Source organism: Streptomyces sp. NPDC051636, from assembly GCF_044453765.1.
Lineage (GTDB): Bacteria > Actinomycetota > Actinomycetes > Streptomycetales > Streptomycetaceae > Streptomyces.
In genome coordinates this window covers 356,613-373,995 of the sequence record NZ_JBITDA010000003.1, presented here as the reverse complement: position 1 = coordinate 373,995, position 17,383 = coordinate 356,613, and the positions used below count along the sequence as shown (strand labels likewise).

At 71.5% G+C, this 17,383-nt stretch carries 18 protein-coding genes; 9 read left to right on the top strand and 9 right to left on the bottom strand.

Annotation, left to right across the window (positions count from 1 at the left end; all coding sequences use genetic code 11):
- Positions 1 to 59 precede the first annotated feature (59 nt).
- The 3 genes from ACIBBH_RS08740 to ACIBBH_RS08730 are packed head-to-tail and all read right to left on the bottom strand — an operon-like array spanning position 60 to position 3,084.
- Positions 60 to 155, bottom strand: coding sequence for an Ms4533A family Cys-rich leader peptide (locus ACIBBH_RS08740; RefSeq protein ID WP_399403365.1), 96 nt, complete (start codon positions 153 to 155; stop codon positions 60 to 62).
- A 56-nt stretch (positions 156 to 211) separates the two neighbouring features.
- Positions 212 to 1,933, bottom strand: coding sequence for a DUF3152 domain-containing protein (locus ACIBBH_RS08735; protein WP_399403363.1), 1,722 nt, complete (start codon positions 1,931 to 1,933; stop codon positions 212 to 214).
- An 8-nt stretch (positions 1,934 to 1,941) separates the two neighbouring features.
- Entirely contained in the window at positions 1,942 to 3,084 is a 1,143-nt protein-coding gene (locus ACIBBH_RS08730; RefSeq protein ID WP_399403361.1) for an alpha/beta fold hydrolase, read from the bottom strand.
- A 205-nt stretch (positions 3,085 to 3,289) separates the two neighbouring features.
- Here ACIBBH_RS08730 and ACIBBH_RS08725 point away from each other — a divergent pair, with 205 nt between their 5' ends.
- The 4 genes from ACIBBH_RS08725 to ACIBBH_RS08710 all read left to right on the top strand — a co-directional run bounded on the left by ACIBBH_RS08725 (position 3,290) and on the right by ACIBBH_RS08710 (position 5,214).
- A complete protein-coding gene (locus ACIBBH_RS08725; protein ID WP_399403359.1) occupies positions 3,290 to 3,514 on the top strand; it encodes a hypothetical protein in 225 nt (74 codons plus the stop codon).
- Between the two features lie 183 nt (positions 3,515 to 3,697).
- The gene (locus tag ACIBBH_RS08720) at positions 3,698 to 4,339 is read left to right on the top strand and encodes a TetR/AcrR family transcriptional regulator (RefSeq protein WP_399403357.1); all 642 of its coding nucleotides are present in this window, start codon (positions 3,698 to 3,700) and stop codon (positions 4,337 to 4,339) included.
- Positions 4,340 to 4,487: 148 nt separating this feature from the next.
- Entirely contained in the window at positions 4,488 to 4,715 is a 228-nt protein-coding gene (locus ACIBBH_RS08715) for a DUF3107 domain-containing protein (protein WP_399403355.1), read from the top strand.
- 229 nt (positions 4,716 to 4,944) lie between these two features.
- Complete coding sequence (locus ACIBBH_RS08710; protein WP_399403354.1) at positions 4,945 to 5,214, top strand: hypothetical protein; 270 nt, start codon at positions 4,945 to 4,947, stop codon at positions 5,212 to 5,214.
- A 186-nt stretch (positions 5,215 to 5,400) separates the two neighbouring features.
- On the opposite strand, the gene ACIBBH_RS08705 is transcribed toward ACIBBH_RS08710, so the two are convergent.
- Positions 5,401 to 6,147 carry a ferritin-like fold-containing protein gene (locus tag ACIBBH_RS08705; protein WP_399403352.1) on the bottom strand — a complete coding sequence of 249 codons (747 nt, stop codon included), beginning with the start codon at positions 6,145 to 6,147 and terminating at the stop codon, positions 5,401 to 5,403.
- 492 nt (positions 6,148 to 6,639) lie between these two features.
- Between ACIBBH_RS08705 and ACIBBH_RS08700 the strand changes: the two genes are divergently transcribed.
- The gene (locus tag ACIBBH_RS08700) at positions 6,640 to 9,078 is read left to right on the top strand and encodes a DEAD/DEAH box helicase (RefSeq protein WP_399403350.1); all 2,439 of its coding nucleotides are present in this window, start codon (positions 6,640 to 6,642) and stop codon (positions 9,076 to 9,078) included.
- Positions 9,079 to 9,188: 110 nt separating this feature from the next.
- Positions 9,189 to 10,082, top strand: coding sequence for an alpha/beta fold hydrolase (locus ACIBBH_RS08695; RefSeq protein ID WP_399403348.1), 894 nt, complete (start codon positions 9,189 to 9,191; stop codon positions 10,080 to 10,082).
- On the opposite strand, the gene ACIBBH_RS08690 is transcribed toward ACIBBH_RS08695, so the two are convergent.
- Entirely contained in the window at positions 10,079 to 10,984 is a 906-nt protein-coding gene (locus tag ACIBBH_RS08690; protein WP_399403654.1) for an NYN domain-containing protein, read from the bottom strand. The two genes, ACIBBH_RS08695 and ACIBBH_RS08690, sit on opposite strands and share 4 nt — an antisense overlap.
- A gap of 193 nt (positions 10,985 to 11,177) precedes the next feature.
- On the opposite strand from ACIBBH_RS08690, the gene ACIBBH_RS08685 reads away from it, so the two are divergent.
- Positions 11,178 to 11,330, top strand: a complete 153-nt coding sequence (locus ACIBBH_RS08685) for a hypothetical protein (RefSeq protein WP_399403346.1) — start codon at positions 11,178 to 11,180, stop codon at positions 11,328 to 11,330.
- Positions 11,331 to 11,418: 88 nt separating this feature from the next.
- On the opposite strand, the gene ACIBBH_RS08680 is transcribed toward ACIBBH_RS08685, so the two are convergent.
- The 3 genes from ACIBBH_RS08680 to ACIBBH_RS08670 form a co-directional block, all read right to left on the bottom strand.
- Positions 11,419 to 12,024 (bottom strand): MarC family protein, encoded by a 606-nt coding sequence (locus ACIBBH_RS08680; protein WP_399403344.1) that lies wholly within the window; start codon positions 12,022 to 12,024, stop codon positions 11,419 to 11,421.
- A gap of 60 nt (positions 12,025 to 12,084) precedes the next feature.
- Positions 12,085 to 12,942, bottom strand: coding sequence for a PHP domain-containing protein (locus tag ACIBBH_RS08675; RefSeq protein WP_399403342.1), 858 nt, complete (start codon positions 12,940 to 12,942; stop codon positions 12,085 to 12,087).
- A 108-nt stretch (positions 12,943 to 13,050) separates the two neighbouring features.
- Positions 13,051 to 13,692 (bottom strand): DUF6758 family protein, encoded by a 642-nt coding sequence (locus tag ACIBBH_RS08670; RefSeq protein ID WP_399403340.1) that lies wholly within the window; start codon positions 13,690 to 13,692, stop codon positions 13,051 to 13,053.
- A 157-nt stretch (positions 13,693 to 13,849) separates the two neighbouring features.
- Between ACIBBH_RS08670 and ACIBBH_RS08665 the strand changes: the two genes are divergently transcribed.
- Positions 13,850 to 15,127 (top strand): MFS transporter, encoded by a 1,278-nt coding sequence (locus ACIBBH_RS08665; protein WP_399403338.1) that lies wholly within the window; start codon positions 13,850 to 13,852, stop codon positions 15,125 to 15,127.
- 41 nt (positions 15,128 to 15,168) lie between these two features.
- On the opposite strand, the gene ACIBBH_RS08660 is transcribed toward ACIBBH_RS08665, so the two are convergent.
- Positions 15,169 to 15,753: a suppressor of fused domain protein gene (locus ACIBBH_RS08660; RefSeq protein ID WP_399403336.1), complete on the bottom strand. Its 585-nt coding sequence runs from the start codon at positions 15,751 to 15,753 to the stop codon at positions 15,169 to 15,171.
- A 495-nt stretch (positions 15,754 to 16,248) separates the two neighbouring features.
- On the opposite strand from ACIBBH_RS08660, the gene ACIBBH_RS08655 reads away from it, so the two are divergent.
- Positions 16,249 to 17,367: a magnesium and cobalt transport protein CorA gene (locus ACIBBH_RS08655; RefSeq protein WP_399403334.1), complete on the top strand. Its 1,119-nt coding sequence runs from the start codon at positions 16,249 to 16,251 to the stop codon at positions 17,365 to 17,367.
- Positions 17,368 to 17,383 lie beyond the last annotated feature (16 nt).

Below are 17,383 nucleotides of genomic sequence, written 5' to 3'. Positions count from 1 at the left end.
CGTGACCGAGTCACGGAGAGGATGGTGAGAAATCGCGACGCGAACGCCAGGGGGCGGCGTCAGCGACAGTGGATGTCGGCCACGCAGAGCGCGGCCACGCCGATGAGCGCCAGCTCGATGGCGGCGCTGCTGTCGACGGCATGACTAGACCACATGCGCAGAAATATGAACGAACTTTCGGCGCGTGTCAACGTGACGCAAGCGCCACCTGTCAACTCTTGGGATACGGCCAGGGGTTGGGCAGGCAGTGAATCCCGTCGTGGTCGAGGAACTTGGTCTGCTGCTGCATCACCGGGGCCGGCTCGCCGTCCTTGTCGCAGGTGACGTGGCCGTAGCCGAGCCGGTGGCCGACCTCGTGGTTGATGAGCATCTGGCGATAGGAGTGGATCTTGTCGCCGTACGTCTTCGAGCCCTGTGCCCATCGATAGGCGTTGATCATCACGCGTTCGGTGGCGGCCGAGTCGCAGGAGACGTTGTCCTCGGTGGTGTCCAGTCCGGACTTGGCGCACCAGTCGGCGGTGGTGCCCGGGGCGGCGAGCGTGATCACGAAGTCGGGCTTGCCGGAGTAGACGCGCTCGAAGGTACGGGCGCCGCTGTGGGCCCAGCTGCGGTCGTCGTTGAGCGTCTTGTGCACGGCCTCGGCGAAGAGCTCGCCGTCCAGGCCGAGTCCCTGCTCCACGTCCACGCGGTAGGTGTACTTCCGCCCCTTGCCCGGCGCCTTGTCCACACCGGGGACGGCGTCGAACTTCCCCGAGCCCTTGAGGGTGGCGCTGAGCGGGTACTTCTCGCCCATCTTCTGCTCGTACGTCAGTGCCGCCACGCTGGGGGACCCCGACGGCGTCGGCCGGTCGCCCCCGCGCGAGGCGGGGTCGCGGGCGTCGCGGGACCCGTCGGTGGCGGACTGCGACTGTGCGGCGGTGCCGTCATGGCCGTCGGTGACCTGCCCGGCCACGATCACCGCGAGCACCGTGGTGACGGCGGCCGCCGCGATACCGGTGAAGGTGCGGCCCTTGGCCCCCTTGGCCTGCGCGGGCTCGCCGGTCGGGGGCAGGTCGTCGTCCGCGCCGGCGGTCTCGAGTGCCGGGCCGGGCGCGGGTACGTGCGACTCCGCGCGCTGCCCGCCGGGAGCCGACCGGGAGGCGAAGAGGTCGTCGTCCTCGTCGAGCCCCGCGTCGAACGCGTCCAGGTACTCCTTCCGGGGCCCGCCGGGACCCCCTTGCCGCTGCCGGGGCACGGCAGTCCCGGGCCCGGCCGCACCCGTCCCGGGGTGCACGGCCCCACCGCCCTCACGCCGCCCCGCGAACTCGCCCCAGCCGCCGCCCGGTTCCCGCTGCTGGGGATGGCCACCGCGGGCCTGGGGGAAGCCGTGGGCGGGGCTGCCGCCGGGAACACGGGGCACGTCACCGGCCGGGGTGCCGTCGGGCATGCGGGGCACACCTCGCGCGGGAGCGCCGTCGGCGAAGCGCGGCGCACCGGGAGCGGACGTGCCGTCGGCGAGACGCGGGACACCCTGACCCGGCGTCCCCTCAGGGAAACGCGCGGCACCCCTGGCAGGCGTGCCCCCTTGAGTCTGGGCCGCACCCCGGAAGCGCGGCGCTTCCCGCTCCGGCGTGCCCTCGGTGAAACGCGGTACACCACGAGCAGGCGTACCGTCAGCCAGGCGCGGCACCCCACGAGTCGGCCCGCCTTCCGGCACCCGCGGCACCCCGTACCCCGGCGCCCCGTCCATCGGTGCCCGGCGCTGGCCCGGCAGCGGCACGGGTCCGGGCCCCGGTCGGCCGCCCGGCACCGCGCCCGGAGCCTGGCCGGGCTCCTGTCGGTCCTGGGTCGTGGCCGGCGCCGGCCGAGACCCGCCGGAGGCCTGTGCGCTTGTGTCCGCGGAGTCGCCCTTGGAACGCTTGGGGGCAGGCCCACGACGGCTGTGGCGTCCCACGTCGCCCCTCAGCCCCCCGCACCCGTGGCAGCGCAGCCGCCCCCGGAATCCGTACCGGCCGTTGCCGGCACACCCTCGTCCGCCGGGCCACCGGCATCACCCGGGCCGCCCTCGGCCGACCCGCCGGAATCCGAAGCCGAAGCCCCCGAGAACGAGCCCTCGCCCGAGCTCGCGGCAGCGCCCGGCACCAGTTCCAACTCCCCGGCCTCGGCGAGAAGTTCCCGAAACGCCCCGGCCACCGTCTCCGGGTACTCCATCATCGCCACATGACCGGCGTCCGGCAGCGACAGCAGGCGGGAGTCGGGGAAGGAACGGGCCGCCTTCTGGGCCATGCGGTAGCCGACCAGCTGGTCGCGGCCGCCGTAGATCAGGAGCGTCGGGGCGAGGACGCGCTCGGCCTGGCGCCAGAGACCGTGCTGGCCGCCGAGTGTGTACGCGTTGACCAGCCCGCGCGCGGAGCGTGTCATCGCGTCCCAGAAGTACGGCAGCCGCAGCCGCCGCTCCAGTTCCTCGACGGCGTGCCGGAACGCCTCGGGCGAGACCCGGCCGGGGTCTCCGTAGCACAGGGCCATGACGCCCCGGACGCGCTGCTCGGCCGTCCATGCCTTGGTGAGCCGGGTGAAGAGCGCGGCCACGCCGGGCACGCTCAGCAGCCCCGTCGGCACCGCCGTCCGCTGCACACGCAGCTCGGGAAGCGCGGGCGAGACGAGCGTGAGCGTGCGGACGAGATCGGGCCGCACGGCGCAGACGCGGGTGGCGACGGCGCCGCCCAGGGAGTTTCCGAAGAGGTGGACGGGGCCGCGCCCGGCCGCGTCGAGATAGCTGATCACCGCGCGCGCGTGCCCGGTGACGGAGTAGTCGCCGTCGTCCGGCGGCGGGGAGTCACCGAAGCCCGGCAGGTCGACCGCCTCGCTGTCGACGACGCCGTCGAGCTCCCGCATCAGTGCCGACCAGTTCTGGGAGGATCCGCCGAGCCCGTGGACGTACAGCGCGGGCGGCAGCCCCTCGCGCGCGGGTCGTCTCGACCGGACCGTCAGCGTGACCCCCGACAGACCCACCGACCTGAGCCGCTCGCCCTCCGCGACCCTGACGGGCGACACCCTCGGAAGGACGCTCGCGGCCGGCACGGACGGCAACTCGGTCGAAGACATGCGGCAATGTTACGAGACGATCACGTAGTGGTTCATGTGTTCGCCGTCACAGATTCATCGCCGCGGTCCGGGGTGCTCCACACTGCGACGCGATCGGCAGTACATGGCATAGCGTCGACATCGGGTGTCTCCTAGGCTCGTACAAAGGGCACCCGCATGTGGCCCCTGCTGCTTCCAGGGACGTTCCGTAGGAAGGGAGCCCACCATGGCCTATGACCCCACCGATCCCGAGACGCTCGAGGAACTCGAGACCGACGACCTCGCGGAGATCGACGTCGAGGCCCCCGAGGGCGACGCCGCCGAGCAGCACGCGGACCTCGCCCCGGACCGCGACGACCCGCTCACCGGCGTGGACCCGGACCGCGCCAACGAGGCGGATCTGGTCGAACAGGCACGTGTCGTCTCCCTCGACGAGGACGACTACCGCTGACCCGGGGGACGGCCACCGCTCACCCGGGACGTGACGGCCTGCCCTGCCCTGCGGAGGTCCGTACGGCTTTCGCCACGGTCCGGTACGTGAAATTCTGCGCTCGCACCGCGCGCAGCACGGTTACCGAAAAGTACGATGGCCGCGCGGCGCACACCGCATGTGGACGTGAATTTGGGAGGCGGCGTGACAGCCATCGAGCAGACAGAGGCGGCACGCCCGCGGGGCACTCGCCTGCCGCGCCGTGCCCGCCGGAACCAGCTCCTGGGCGCCGCCCAGGAGGTCTTCGTCGCCCAGGGCTACCACGCGGCCGCCATGGACGACATCGCCGAGCGCGCCGGGGTCAGCAAGCCGGTGCTCTACCAGCACTTCCCGGGCAAGCTGGACCTCTACCTCGCGCTGCTGGACCAGCACTGCGAGTCGCTGATCCAGTCCGTACGCCACGCGCTGGCGTCGACGACCGACAACAAGCAGCGTGTCCGGGCGACGATGGACGCGTACTTCGCGTACGTGGAGGACGACGGCGGCGCCTTCCGCCTGGTCTTCGAATCGGACCTGACGAACGAGTCCGCGGTGCGCGAGCGCGTCGACAAGGTCACGAACGAGTGCGCCGAGGCGATCTGCGAGGTGATCGCCGAGGACACGGGCCTGTCGCGTGCCGAGTCGATGCTGCTGGCCTCCGGTCTCGGCGGCCTCGCCCAGGTGGTCGCGCGCTCCTGGCTGCACAGCGACCGCAGCGTGCCGCGCGACCAGGCGGTGCAGCTGCTGACCTCGCTGGCCTGGCGGGGCATCGCGGGCTTCCCGCTGCACGGCACCGAGCAGCACTGACACGCGCGCGTGCGCGGGGGGTTCGTTCCCGGGCCCTGTTCGCTCCTGGCGTTCTTGCGCGGAGCGTGTACGTCCCCTCACCGGGCTAATGTGTGCTGGGTACGGCGCGGAAGTTCGCGCACTCACTGACCGTCGGAGGGACATAGCCGTGGAGGTCAAGATCGGCGTGCAGCACGCGCCCCGCGAGATCGTTCTGGAGAGCGGTCAGAGCGCGGAGGAGGTCGAGCGCGTGGTGGCCGAGGCGCTGACCGGAAAGTCGCAGCTCCTGAGCCTCGAGGACGAGAAGGGCCGCAAGGTGCTGGTGCCGGCGGACCGCCTGGCGTACGTCGAGTGCGGCGAGCCCACGGTCCGCAAGGTGGGCTTCGGCCCGCTGTAGTCCGTACGCGGGACACGCCCCACGCACAGGGAAGGGCCCGGTGGCGCAGAGCGACGCTGCGTCGCGCAGAGCCGCCGGGCCCTTCCGCGTATCCTCTTCACCGCACCCTGTGACAGAGCTCACAAACAGAGCACCACTCACTCGCAGGGGAGGATTGCATTCCGCAGGTCACGGGTATGACGGGCTACGACCGTGATGCGCAGCCGGCCGCGTGGGAGGGACCCCCGTCATGATTCTGGAAGCTCTCGGCTCCGCCCTGCTCGGTCTGGTGCTGGCCTGGGCCGCGGTGCACCGGCTGGCGCACCGGCTGCCCGCCCGCGCCCTGGTGTTCTGCACCGGCCTCGCCGGAGCCCTCTTCGGTGACTTCGTCACGCACAGCGCGCTGGGCCCCGGCACCGTCCTGCCGAGCCTGCTCGGCGCGGCGGTCGTCTCCGCGGCCTCGCTCTCCCTGCTGCTGCGCCCCACGAGAAGGCTCCGCCGACGATCAGCGACGGCGTGAGCGGCGCCGCCGGCCGGCATCGCCAGGGCCTGTCCGGCGAGTCATGCCGCAGACGCGGGGCTTGGCCCGCCCTCCCCGCTCACCCGCACTGATCGGGCACCGTCGGGTCCCTGCGCCATGATCCGCCGGACAGCACACCTGGCGTCCGGTCTTGAGATCGTGTGCCACGACCTCAAGACCGGGACACTAGGCGGCAAGCCCCAGCGCAGCCATCCGCTTGGTGTGCGCCTCGGTGATGCGGGAGAACATCTTGCCGACCTCGGCGAGGTCGAAGCCGTCCGCGACGCCGCCGACGAGCATCGTGGAGAGGGCGTCCCGGTCGGCGACGACCCGCTGGGACTGCGAGAGGGCCTCGCCCATCAGGCGCCGCGCCCACAGGGCGAGCCGGCCGCCCACGCGCGGGTCCGCGTCGATGGCGGCGCGCACCCGGTCGACGGCGAACCCGGCGTGACCGGTGTCGTCGAGCACGGCCAGCACCAGGGCGCGGGTGTCCGAGTCGAGGCGGGCCGCGACCTCCCGGTAGAAGTCGCTGGCGATCGAGTCGCCGACGTATGCCTTGACCAGGCCCTCCAGCCAGTCCGAGGGCGCGGTCTGCTTGTGGAAGCCGTCGAGTGCCGCGACGAACGGCTCCATGGCCGGCGTCGGCTCCGCGCCGATCTCCGTGAGCCGGTCCCGCAGCCGCTCGAAGTGGTGGAACTCCGCGGACGCCATCTTCGCCAGCTCCGCCTTGTCCTCCAGCGTGGGCGCCAGCTTGGCGTCCTCCGCGAGCCGCTCGAACGCCGCGAGTTCCCCGTAGGCGAGCGCACCGAGCAGGTCCACGACCGCGGCGCGGTACTGCGGGTCGGCGGAGGCCTCGGCCCAGTCCTGGGCGGCGACGCCGGTGTGTTCGGCGGTGGCGTTGTCAGGCTTGTCAGAGCTCGTCATGAAGCGCACAATAGCCCGCTCGCCGCTGCGATGAAGCCCCTGGTCAACCACTGTGACGACGACTACGTGACCAAATCGGCCATCGCATGTGCGCGAATCCGGGGTATGGTGGTAATGCGCCTGCTGAGTATGCCGACGTTGTTCGACGTACTCGACAGGCCGCACGCATGAGGATGCCCGGTCGGTGGCCCGATCGGCTCCGACCCGACAGCCCTCCCGGCCGTACAAGCATTACGCGTACGACAACCGGAGGGACCCTCAAGCGGTACGAGCGCTAGAGCGTTGGCAGAGGTCCCGTGCCATACGGCTTGCCCGAGCGGTTTGCCCGTACGGTCGCCGACGTCCCCGGCACGGTCCGACACGACCCCCGCGCTCGCCTCGCGCCGCCCACACAGAAGAGGCAGCACCCTGACTACGACGTTTCGAGACCTCGGAATCCTTCCCGAGACAGCCGAGGCCCTGGAGGCCGTCGGCATCATCACTCCCTTCCCCATCCAGGAGATGACGCTCCCCGTGGCCCTCTCGGGCACGGACGTCATCGGCCAGGCCAAGACCGGCACCGGCAAGACGCTGGGCTTCGGTCTTCCGCTCCTCGAGCGCGTCACCGTCCCCGCCGACGTGGAGGCCGGACGCGCCGCCCCCGAGGCCCTCACCGACGCCCCACAGGCGCTCGTCGTCGTCCCCACGCGCGAGCTGTGCACGCAGGTCACCAACGACCTGCTGACCGCGGGCAAGGTGCGCAACGTACGCGTCATCGCGATCTACGGCGGCCGGGCCTACGAGCCTCAGGTCGAGGCCCTGAAGAAGGGCGTCGACGTGGTCGTCGGCACCCCGGGCCGTCTGCTGGACCTGGCCGGCCAGAAGAAGCTGGACCTCAAGCACGTCAAGTGCCTGGTCCTCGACGAGGCCGACGAGATGCTCGACCTGGGCTTCCTGCCCGACGTCGAGAAGATCATCGGCATGCTGCCGGCCAAGCGCCAGACCATGCTGTTCTCGGCCACCATGCCGGGCGCGGTCATCGGCCTCGCGCGCCGGTACATGTCGCGGCCCACCCACATCCGCGCCACCGCGCCGGACGACGAGGGCGCGACCGTCGCGAACATCAAGCAGTTCGTCTACCGCGCGCACTCCATGGACAAGCCGGAGATGATCGCCCGCATCCTGCAGGCCGAGGGCCGCGGGCTGGCGATGATCTTCTGCCGTACGAAGCGCACGGCGGCCGACATCGCGGAGCAGCTGCAGCACCGTGGGTTCGCCTCCGGCGCGGTCCACGGCGACCTCGGCCAGGGCGCCCGCGAGCAGGCGCTGCGCGCCTTCCGCAACGGCAAGGTGGACGTGCTCGTCTGCACCGACGTGGCCGCGCGCGGCATCGACGTCGAGGGCGTGACCCACGTCATCAACTACCAGTCCCCCGAGGACGAGAAGACGTACCTGCACCGGGTCGGCCGTACGGGCCGCGCGGGCGCGAAGGGTACGGCGATCACCTTCGTCGACTGGGACGACATCCCGCGCTGGCAGCTGATCAACAAGGCGCTGGAGCTGAACTTCAACGACCCGGTGGAGACGTACTCGAGCTCCCCGCACCTGTTCTCCGACCTGGGCATCCCCGAGGGCACCAAGAGCACCCTGCCGCGCTCGGAGCGGACCCGCGCCGGGCTCGACGCGGAGGAGCTGGAGGATCTGGGCGAGACCGGCGGCCGCGGTGCGCGTGGTCGCGGTGGCCGGGGCGGCCGCGGTGACTCCCGTGGCGGCGAGGCCCGTGCCGGTGAGTCCCGTACCGCCGAGCGCGAGCGTCCGGCGCGTACGCCGCGCCGTCGCCGCCGCACCCGCGGCGGGGCCCCGCTGGAGTCCGTGCCCGGCACGGCGCCGGTCGAGTCCGCGTCGCCGGCCGCCGAGGCCGCCACGGCGGAGGAGGCCACCGCTCCCCGCCTGCGCCGCCGTCGCCGTACGCGCGGCGGGGCTCCGGCGGAGGCGGTACCGGCCGTCGAGGCCACGGTGACCGAGGCCGCGCCGGCCGCGGAGGCCGCCGTGGCGACGGCGGAGGGCGAGGCCACGGCGGAGGGCGAGGCCACGGCCGACGTCACCGACAAGCCGCGCCGCCGCACCCGCACGCGCAAGTCGGCTGAGCCGGCCGAGGCACCGGCCGAGGGCACGCCCACGGTCGAGACCGAGGTGACCCCGGCTCCGGAGACGCCGGAGGAGAAGCCGCGCCGCCGGACCCGCAAGACGGCGGACGCCGCCGAGGCGGCGGTCGACACGGCCGAGGCCACCGAGGCCAAGCCGCGCCGCACCCGCAAGACCACGGCTGCGGCCCCGGCCGAGGCCGCGGTCGAGACCGCCGAGGCCAAGCCCACGGCCCGCCGCACCCGCAGGACGGCGGACACCGCCGAGGCGGCGGTCGACACGGCCGAGGCCACCGAGGCCAAGCCGCGCCGCACCCGCAAGGCCACGGCGGCCACCGCGGACGCGCCGGAGACGGTCGACGCCGAGGCGAAGCCGAAGGCGCGCCGCACGCGCAAGGCGGCCGAGGCGGCGGTCGACACGGCCGAGGCCACGGAGGCCAAGCCGCGCCGCACCCGCAAGACCGCGGCGACCGCCACCGAGGCACCGGAGCCGGTGCAGACGGAGGCGGAAGCCGACGCCAAGCCCAAGGCCCGCCGCACCCGCAAGGCCGCCGCCACCGCCACGGCCACCGCCGAAACCCCGGCCGAAGCCGCCGTGGACACGGTCGACGGTGCCGAGGCCAAGCCCAAGGCGCGCCGCACCCGCAAGGCCGTGGCCGAGATCCCGGCGCAGGCCAGCGACGAGCCGGAGGTCAAGCCGCGCCGACGTACGCGCAAGGCTACGGCCGGCGCCACCGGCGAGGGGGCCGAGGCGAAGCCCGCCACCGCGCGTCGGACCCGTAAGGCGACGGCGGCCGTGGAGGCCTCGGAGGCCTGATCCGGCACCCGGAGCGGCACGCGACGCAACACCCCGACGGCCCGGCCCACCTCGTGTGGGACCGGGCCGTCGGCGTACCGCCGCTGACCCGCTCCCGATAGCCTCTGCTCATGAGCAGGCCTCCCACCTTCGCCCCGCCCCCCGGCGCCCGCGCGTACGCACTGCGCACCGCGCGCGGTGAGTTCGCCGTCGTCGACGCGCCCGTGGCCGCCGGTGTCGAGCCCAGAGGTGTCGCGCTGCTGGTGCCCGGATTCACGGGCAGCAAGGAGGACTTCAACCCGCTGCACGTGCCGCTCGCGGAGCGCGGGTACCGGACCGTCGCCGTGGACGGCCGCGGCCAGTTCGAGTCGGACGGGCCCGAGCACGACGAATCCGCCTATGCACAGCAGGAGTTGGCGCGGGATCTGCTGGCGCAGGTGGAGACGCTCGGCACGCCGGTGCATCTGCTGGGGCACTCCCTGGGAGGGCAGATCTCCCGTGCTGCCGTCCTCGTCGACCACTCCCCCTTTCGCTCGCTCACCCTGATGGCCTCGGGCCCGGCCCAGATTTCCGTCAGCCAGCAGCAGCGCGTGAAGCTGCTGCGGGACGCGCTGGCCGTGATGACGATGGCCGAGGTGTGGGAGGCCATACAGGCCATGGAGCCGCCCGAGGACACCGACACCGGCGAACTCGACGGCGGCCTCGACGACCGGGAGGACCTGCGGCGCCGCTGGCTGGGCAACAAGCCCGCCCAACTCCTCGCCACTGGATGCCAGTTGTGCACCGAGCCGGACCGCGTCGCGGAGCTCGCCGCGCTGCCGCTGCCGTTCCACGTGCTGTCCGGCGCGCTCGACGACACCTGGCCGGTGGCACTCCTCGACGAGATGGCCGTACGACTCCGCGCCCGCCGCACGGTCATCGAGGGCGCCGAGCACTCACCCAACACCGACCAGCCGCTGGCCACCGCCCGCGCGATCGCGGACTTCTGGGACGACAGCGGCCACAGGTCCCGGGACCTGTCCTAGTACTGCGTCTGCAAGTGCTCCCAGAACCCGTCCCGCAGCGCGCGCCGCAGGTCCGCCTGGCCGCGCAGGGAGTACTGGAGGATGCCCTCGGCCTCGACGAGGAGGTCCTGGTCGACCGAGCCGGGCAGATAGGGGTGGCCGGGCAGCAGCTCCACCAGGGCTTCCCGGCCCCGGGCGGCCAGCCACTTCGCCGCGATCTGGGCGCCGACGAAGCGGACGTTTTCGCGGGTGGGCCGGGCCGCGCCCGCCGGGTCGTAGGCGGGTGCCGTGCGCCGGGAGACGTACGGCTTGAAGAACTCCAGGTCGAAGGTGCGCTGGCTGTCCACCTCCCAGAGCAGCGGCTCGGCCTGGTTGCGGCCCTCGGGGGCCTCGACGCCCCAGAGGTGGACGCGGGCGCCGTACCCCTGCGCCGCCTCCACCGCCGACACCAGGTCCTCGTCGCCGCCGAGGAGGGCCGCGTCGCTGATCGCGCGGTGCCGGGCGAGGGACTCCAGGTCGGAGCGGATCAGTGAATCGACGCCCTTCTGCTGGTTGTTGGCGTTGAGGTTGCCCAGGCGGACCTTGACGTCGGGGAGTTCGGCGATGGTTTGCTGCTCGGCGGTGTGGATGCGGCGCCGGGCACCGTCGTACCAGTAGACCCTGAGCAGCCTGCTGTCCGCGAAGATGGTGCGGGCGCGGTCGATCAGCGCGTCGATCAGGCCCTCGGCGTCGAGGTCGAAGGCGCGTCGGTCCTCGGTCCCGGCCACCAGCCGGCCCGCGGCCGCGTAGAGGTACCCCGCGTCGACGAAGATCGCATGGGTCGAGGGCGTCTTCGCCACTTCGGCGAGCATGCGCTGGAGCAGCTCGTTCGTGCGGTCGATGCGGGCTTGCAGGGCCGCGAGGTCGTCGTTCATCGCCTCCATTGTCCCGGCGGTCACGCTGCGAACACAACCGGTCCCGGTCAGTCCCATGACTACGTCTTACCGATCAGTAATTAGCGGTTCGAAAAATTTCCTTAGCGTAGGGAATGTTTGTAACACGCAGCCCGTTGAATACGTATGTCACCAGGACACCAGTAGTTCTCCGCAGGAGGATGACCAGACGAAGGGAGAAGCCATGCGCTTCCAGATCATGCGACTCGACGAGGTCGACGGCACCACCGTGGACACCACCGTCGTGGACGCCGCCTCCGTCAACCGGATCGTTCAGCAGGCCGCCGCCATCGGGCAGCGACTGTGGATCCGACCGGCCGAGACCCCGGCCTCGTAACAGACGCGGATCACCGCAGAAGCTTCGAACCCCCGTACGGCACCGATGCCGTGCGGGGGTTTCGCGCGCAAGCCCTGCGCCGAAGGGCTCAGGCTCCCTGGATCACCTGCCTGACCCCGTTGATGATCTGCTGCACCGCGATCGCGGACAGCATCATCCCCGCGAGCCGCGTCACCAGGACCACGCCACCGTCCTTGATGACCCGAATGATCAGCAGCGAGTAGCGCATCACCAGCCACAGCACGACATGGATCGCGAGGATCGCGGACCACACCGACACCTGCGTGGCGACACTGCCGGCCTTCTGCACGGCCAGGATCACGGACACGATGGCCCCCGGGCCCGCCAGCAGCGGCATGCCCAGCGGTACGAGGGCGACGTTGACGTCCTTGGTCTGCTTGGGCTCGTCCGTTTTGCCGGTGAGCAGGTCGAGCGCGATCAGCAGGAGCAGCAGCCCGCCCGCGATCATCAACGCGGGGACGGAGACATGCAGGTAGTCGAGGATCTGGTGGCCCAGGACACCGAACACGGCGATGACCCCGCCGGCCACGCAGACCGCCTGGAACGCCATCCGCTTCTGCACCTTGGCGGGGCGCCCGGCGGTCAGCGCCAGGAAGATCGGGGTGATCCCAGGGGGATCCATGATGACAAAAAGGGTGAGGAACAGGGAGCCGAAGACGGCGATGTCGAACATGGGTGAGGAACAGGCCTTGCCGGGAGTGGAACGAACGTGAGCGGGTGAGGGGGCCGAGCCTCAGGCTCCGCCGGTCCCCGGTACCGGGAACGCCCCGGTCGCCCGCCGCGTGATCTCCCCGTACACCTCGGGATCCGTCGTGTACTCGCCCAGTGCCACGGTTTTGCGGCTGCCGTGGTAGTCGGAGGACCCCGTGGCCAGCAGCCCCAGCTCCTTCGCCAGCCCGCGCAACCACGCCCGGGTGTCGGCGTCGTGGTCCATGTGGTCGACCTCGATGCCGTCCAGGCCCGCCGCCGCCATCTCGGCGATGCGGGACACGGGCACCGTACGGCCCCGCTTGGCGGCCGCCGGATGTGCGAACACGCAGACCCCGCCGGCGCCCTTGACCAGCCGGATCGCCTCGAAGGGGTCGGTCTCGTGCTTCTCCACGAAAGCCCGGCCGCCGTCGGCCAGCCACTGTTCGGTGAACGCGTCGCTCACCGTGGGCACGACACCCAGCTCGACGAGCGCCGAGGCGACGTGCGGGCGCCCGACCGAGCCGCCCCCGGCGATGCGCTCGACCTGCTCCCAGGTGACCGGCACGCCCAGCCCGTTCAGCTTGGCGATCATGCCCTTGGCCCGAGGCACCCGGTCGTCCCGGACCAGCTCGCGTTCGGCGAGCAGGGCGGGCTCCTCGGGGTCGAAGAGGTAGGCCAGCATGTGCATGGAGACGCCGTCGACACGGCAGGACAGCTCGGCGCCGGTGACCAGGGTCAGTCCCTCGGGCAGCGCGGCGATCGCCTCGGCGTACCCGCGGGTGGTGTCGTGGTCGGTCAGCGCGACGACGTCCAGACCGGCCGCGGCGGCGTTCTTGACCAGCTCGGCCGGGGTGTCCGTACCGTCGGAGGCCGTGGAGTGGCAGTGCAGATCGATGCGCACGACGCGGACTCCAGGCGGGACGGTACGGAAGGGGACACCCAAGGATAGCGGGAGCGAGGGGATGCCCTGTCACACCCGCAGCGGGACTGCGCCCCCTACAGCCGACTCTCAGGGTTCCAACAGCCTCGGGGACAGCGCCCCGCACGGCACCAGGTCCAGCTCCGCCCCGGCGTCCCGCAGATCCGTCAGCACCAGCTCGTCGTACATCAGCAGCCCGGTCTGCTCCGGCCACACCACCGCCCACAGCCACAGCCCGAGCGCCTCCCCCGCGAAGACGGCGCGGTCGTCGGGGGTGCGGAAGACGTGCCAGAGCGGGGTCGGGCGGCCGGCGGCGAGGACCTTGGCCTGTGGCGGCTTCTCGACGTTCATGTACGGCCCCGGGTCGGGACCGTCGATGCCCGCGTAGCGCGCGCCGAGGCCGACGCCGAGTTCCTCCGCGACCAGGATCAGCTCCCCCACACCGCCGAGCGGGCCGGGTCCGGAGCAGGCCACGGCGGTGGCACGGCCGCCGCTGCGGTCGTCACCCGCGTACGTCACGCCCGTGAACAGCCAGCCGACCGGCAGCGGCCACGGCATCCACACCGGCACCTGTGTGCGGTGCACGACCACGCTGAGGGCCTCGACGCTGGGCGGGATCACGGGCTGCAGCGGATACACCGCCCCATGCGCTTCGCACTGCCAGGCATCGGAGAAGAGACCGGGAGCCCTGACCCGGCCACCGCACTTCGGGCAACTGGGTTCGCCCCTCATAGGGCTCCACGGTCCTACCCCGGCCGCGCCACGTCAAGGACGATCACCCGTCCGGGCGGAACCGATTACCGCCGGCCCAGATGAATGCAGCTTGCATTAATTAGCCATCCTAACCTATTGTGTGTATATACCAACTACTTCCTGGAGGGGAGAAGGCATGGACACCTTCGATGCCGGAGCCGGCGGCCTCCCGCGGCAGCCCAAGGCGGTCTGGGCGACGGCCGGCGCGTCCGTCGTCGCCTTCATGGGCATCGGCCTGGTCGACCCGATCCTGCCGTCCATCGCCCAGGGCCTGCACGCCACCGCCGGCCAGGTCTCCCTGCTGTTCACCTCGTACTTCCTGATCACCGCCGTCGCGATGCTGCTGACCGGCTTCGTCTCCAGCCGCATCGGCGGCCGCAAGACCCTGCTGCTCGGCCTCGCCTTCGTGGTGGCCTTCGCGGGCCTCGCCGGTACGTCGGACTCGGTCGCGCAACTCGTCGGCTACCGGACGGGCTGGGGCCTGGGCAACGCCCTGTTCGTCTCCACGGCCCTCGCGGTCATCGTCGGCGCGGCGAATCCAATGGGGGCCGCGCGCAGCGCGTCAGGCAAGGGTGGTGGTGGGCGACGGGCGGGAGGCAGCGCGGCGGCGATCCTGCTGTACGAGTCCGCCCTCGGCCTCGGCATGGCCTGCGGCCCGCTGCTGGGCGCGGTGCTCGGCAACATCAGCTGGCGCTACCCGTTCTTCGGCACGGCCACGCTGATGGCGGTCGGCTTCCTGTGCGTCACGGCGTTCCTGAAGGAGCAGCCGAAGCCCGCCCGCAGGATCTCGCTCCTGGACCCGCTCAAGGCGCTGGGCCACGGCGGCCTGGCCTCGGCGGCGGTGTCGGCGTTCTTCTACAACTACACGTTCTTCACCGTGCTGGCCTTCACCCCGTTCGTACTGGACATGACCCCGTACAAGTCAGGTGCCGTGTTCTTCGCCTGGGGCGTGCTGCTCGCCGTGTTCTCGGTGCTCGTGGCGCCGCGCATGCAGGAGCGGTTCGGCTCGCTGACGGTGCTCGGTGGCTCGCTGCTGCTGCTCGCCGCCGACGTGCTCGTCCTCGGCTACGGCGACCACACCACCGCGGTCGTCTGCACGATCCTGTCCGGCGCCTTCATCGGTGTGAACAACACGGTCTACACCGAGCTGGCCCTCGGCGTGTCGGACGCGCCGCGCCCGGTGGCGAGCGCGGGCTACAACTTCGTGCGGTGGTTCGCGGCCGCGGCGGCGCCCTGCTTCGCGCCGAAGATCGAGGAGTGGACGGACATCCACATCCCGTTCGTGGTCGCGGCGGTCACCGCGGTGCTGGGCGCGCTGGTCGTGGTCGTACGGCGGAGAGCGCTCACCCACGAGGCGGAGGAGCCGGCACCGCGGCACTCGGCCGAGGACGGTGTCACGGTGTTCGCCAACTGACCGTTTCCAGCCGGACGTTGGTGAGATCGGTCACGTCGGCTTCAGTCGAGCGGGACGGATCTGCGGGAGGGATCCCTCAGGTCCGTCCCGTTCGTCAGCCACCGCTCCTGAAGGGCCTGGGCGCCATGGACGCGCTTCCAGGCGGCCTCGTTCGGGGTCATCGGGAGCAGCGGCAGGAACCGTACGGGATCCATCGGCTCCTCGAGCTCCAGATCCTCGACCAGACCGCCCGGCTCGGCCACCAGCACCGAGGTGAAGGGAGCGCCGGGCCACAGCGGCTCGCCCACGTCCAGGGACGCGCCGGGGGCCACCACCACACCCTCCACCTGCGGGGACGCGGCCAGCACGGCGAGCGGGCGGAGCACCTTGTCGGTGTCGGCGAGCCCGGCGCGGACCGAGAGCACCAGCTCGGCGCGGGGGCCCCTGACCGGGTCGGCGAGCACCGCCGTGGGGTCGGTCATGGGGTGCGCGGACATGCCGAGCGTGGCGTAGCGGACGATCTCCCCCTCCTGGAAACGCAGCACCTCGACGCGGTCCGTGCCCAGGAAGGTGACCGCGGCGCGCGCGTCCGGCCGGCCCAGCGCCCTGCTCAACCGGGCCTCGACAAGAGGAAGAACATCAACCATGCGGTGAGCATAGAACTCGTCAGTAGGGGGCAAAGCGGCGCCTTGACACTTCAGGTGACTGGTACTCTGAGCCAGCGGTTCGGGGCAGCGTGCGGCAGCGCCGCGATCAGGTCCCGACGCCGACGAATCTCCCTTACGAGGGACCGGCCGGAGGAGGTGGGGCTGTCATGGATCGAAGTCGACCGTGCAGTACCACTCGCTCTTCCGGCTGCTGACGTAGCTGCTCTGGCTGCGCTGCTCCTGCTGCCTGGCTGGCCGCCACCTCTCAACGCTCGCGTCGCGTCATACGCGTCATTCGGAAGAGCACTCGTTTCGCCTTGCCTGATCTGTCTGATCTGCATCAGTTCTGCATCAGTAGCGAAGTCGCCACCGCGACGGTGCGGTGCTCCCCGCTTTGTGGACGTGCCAAACATCCGCACTGACAACGTCCCCATTCCGGGTAGTTCCACCCGTCGCCGGCGGTCTTTCGTTGCCCGCCCGCGAAGGAGCCTGCCCATGTCGATGATCCGCGACCTGCGCGCCGTCGTCCGCCCCTCCCGTGTCTCGCTGCGCAAGGACACGAGCGCGTACGACACCACCCGCGACCCCGCCACGCCGTCGGCCGTCGTCGACTGCGCCGTCTACCGCGACGGCGCCCGCGTGGACTTCGGCACGTCCCTGACCCCGCAGGAGGCGATGCGCCACGTGCGGCGCGACGGGGGCTTCGCGTGGATCGGGCTGCACGAGCCGACCGAGGCCGAATTCGCCGGTATCGCAAGTGAGTTCGGGCTGCACCCGCTGGCCGTCGAGGACGCGGTGCAGGCGCACCAGCGGCCGAAACTGGAGCGCTACGACGACTCCCTCTTCACCGTGTTCAAGACCATCCACTACGTCGAGCACGACCGGCTCACCGGCGACAGCGAGGTCGTCGAGACCGGCGAGGTCATGTGCTTCACCGGCCGGGACTTCTTCATCACCGTCCGGCACGGCGGGCAGGGCTCGCTGCGGGCCCTCAGGCACCGGCTGCAGGACGACCCCGAGCTGCTCGCCAAGGGACCCTCGGCGGTGCTGCACGCCATCGCGGACCACGTCGTCGACGGCTACATCGCGGTCGCCGACGCGGTGCAGGACGACATCGACGAAGTGGAGACCGAGGTCTTCTCACCCGGCCGCAAGGGCGGGGTGTCGCGCGGTGTGGACTCGGCGCGGATCTACCAGCTCAAGCGCGAGGTACTGGAGTTCAAGCGGGCGGTGTCGCCGCTGCTGCGCCCCCTGCAGCTGCTGAGCGAGCGGCCGATGCGGCTGATCGACCCCGACATCCAGAAGTACTTCCGGGACGTCGCCGACCACCTCGCCCGGGTCCAGGAGCAGGTGCTGGGCTTCGACGAACTGCTGAACTCCATCCTGCAGGCCAACCTCGCGCAGGCGTCCGTCGCGCAGAACGAGGACATGCGGAAGATCACGGCGTGGGCCGCGATCATCGCCGTGCCGACGATGGTGTGCGGGGTGTACGGCATGAATTTCAGGTACATGCCGGAGCTGCACTGGAAGTACGGCTACCCGGTGATCATGGGCGTCACGGTGGCCATCTGTCTGGGCATCCACCGCACCCTGAAGCGCAACGGCTGGCTGTAGCCGCTCCTGGATAGGC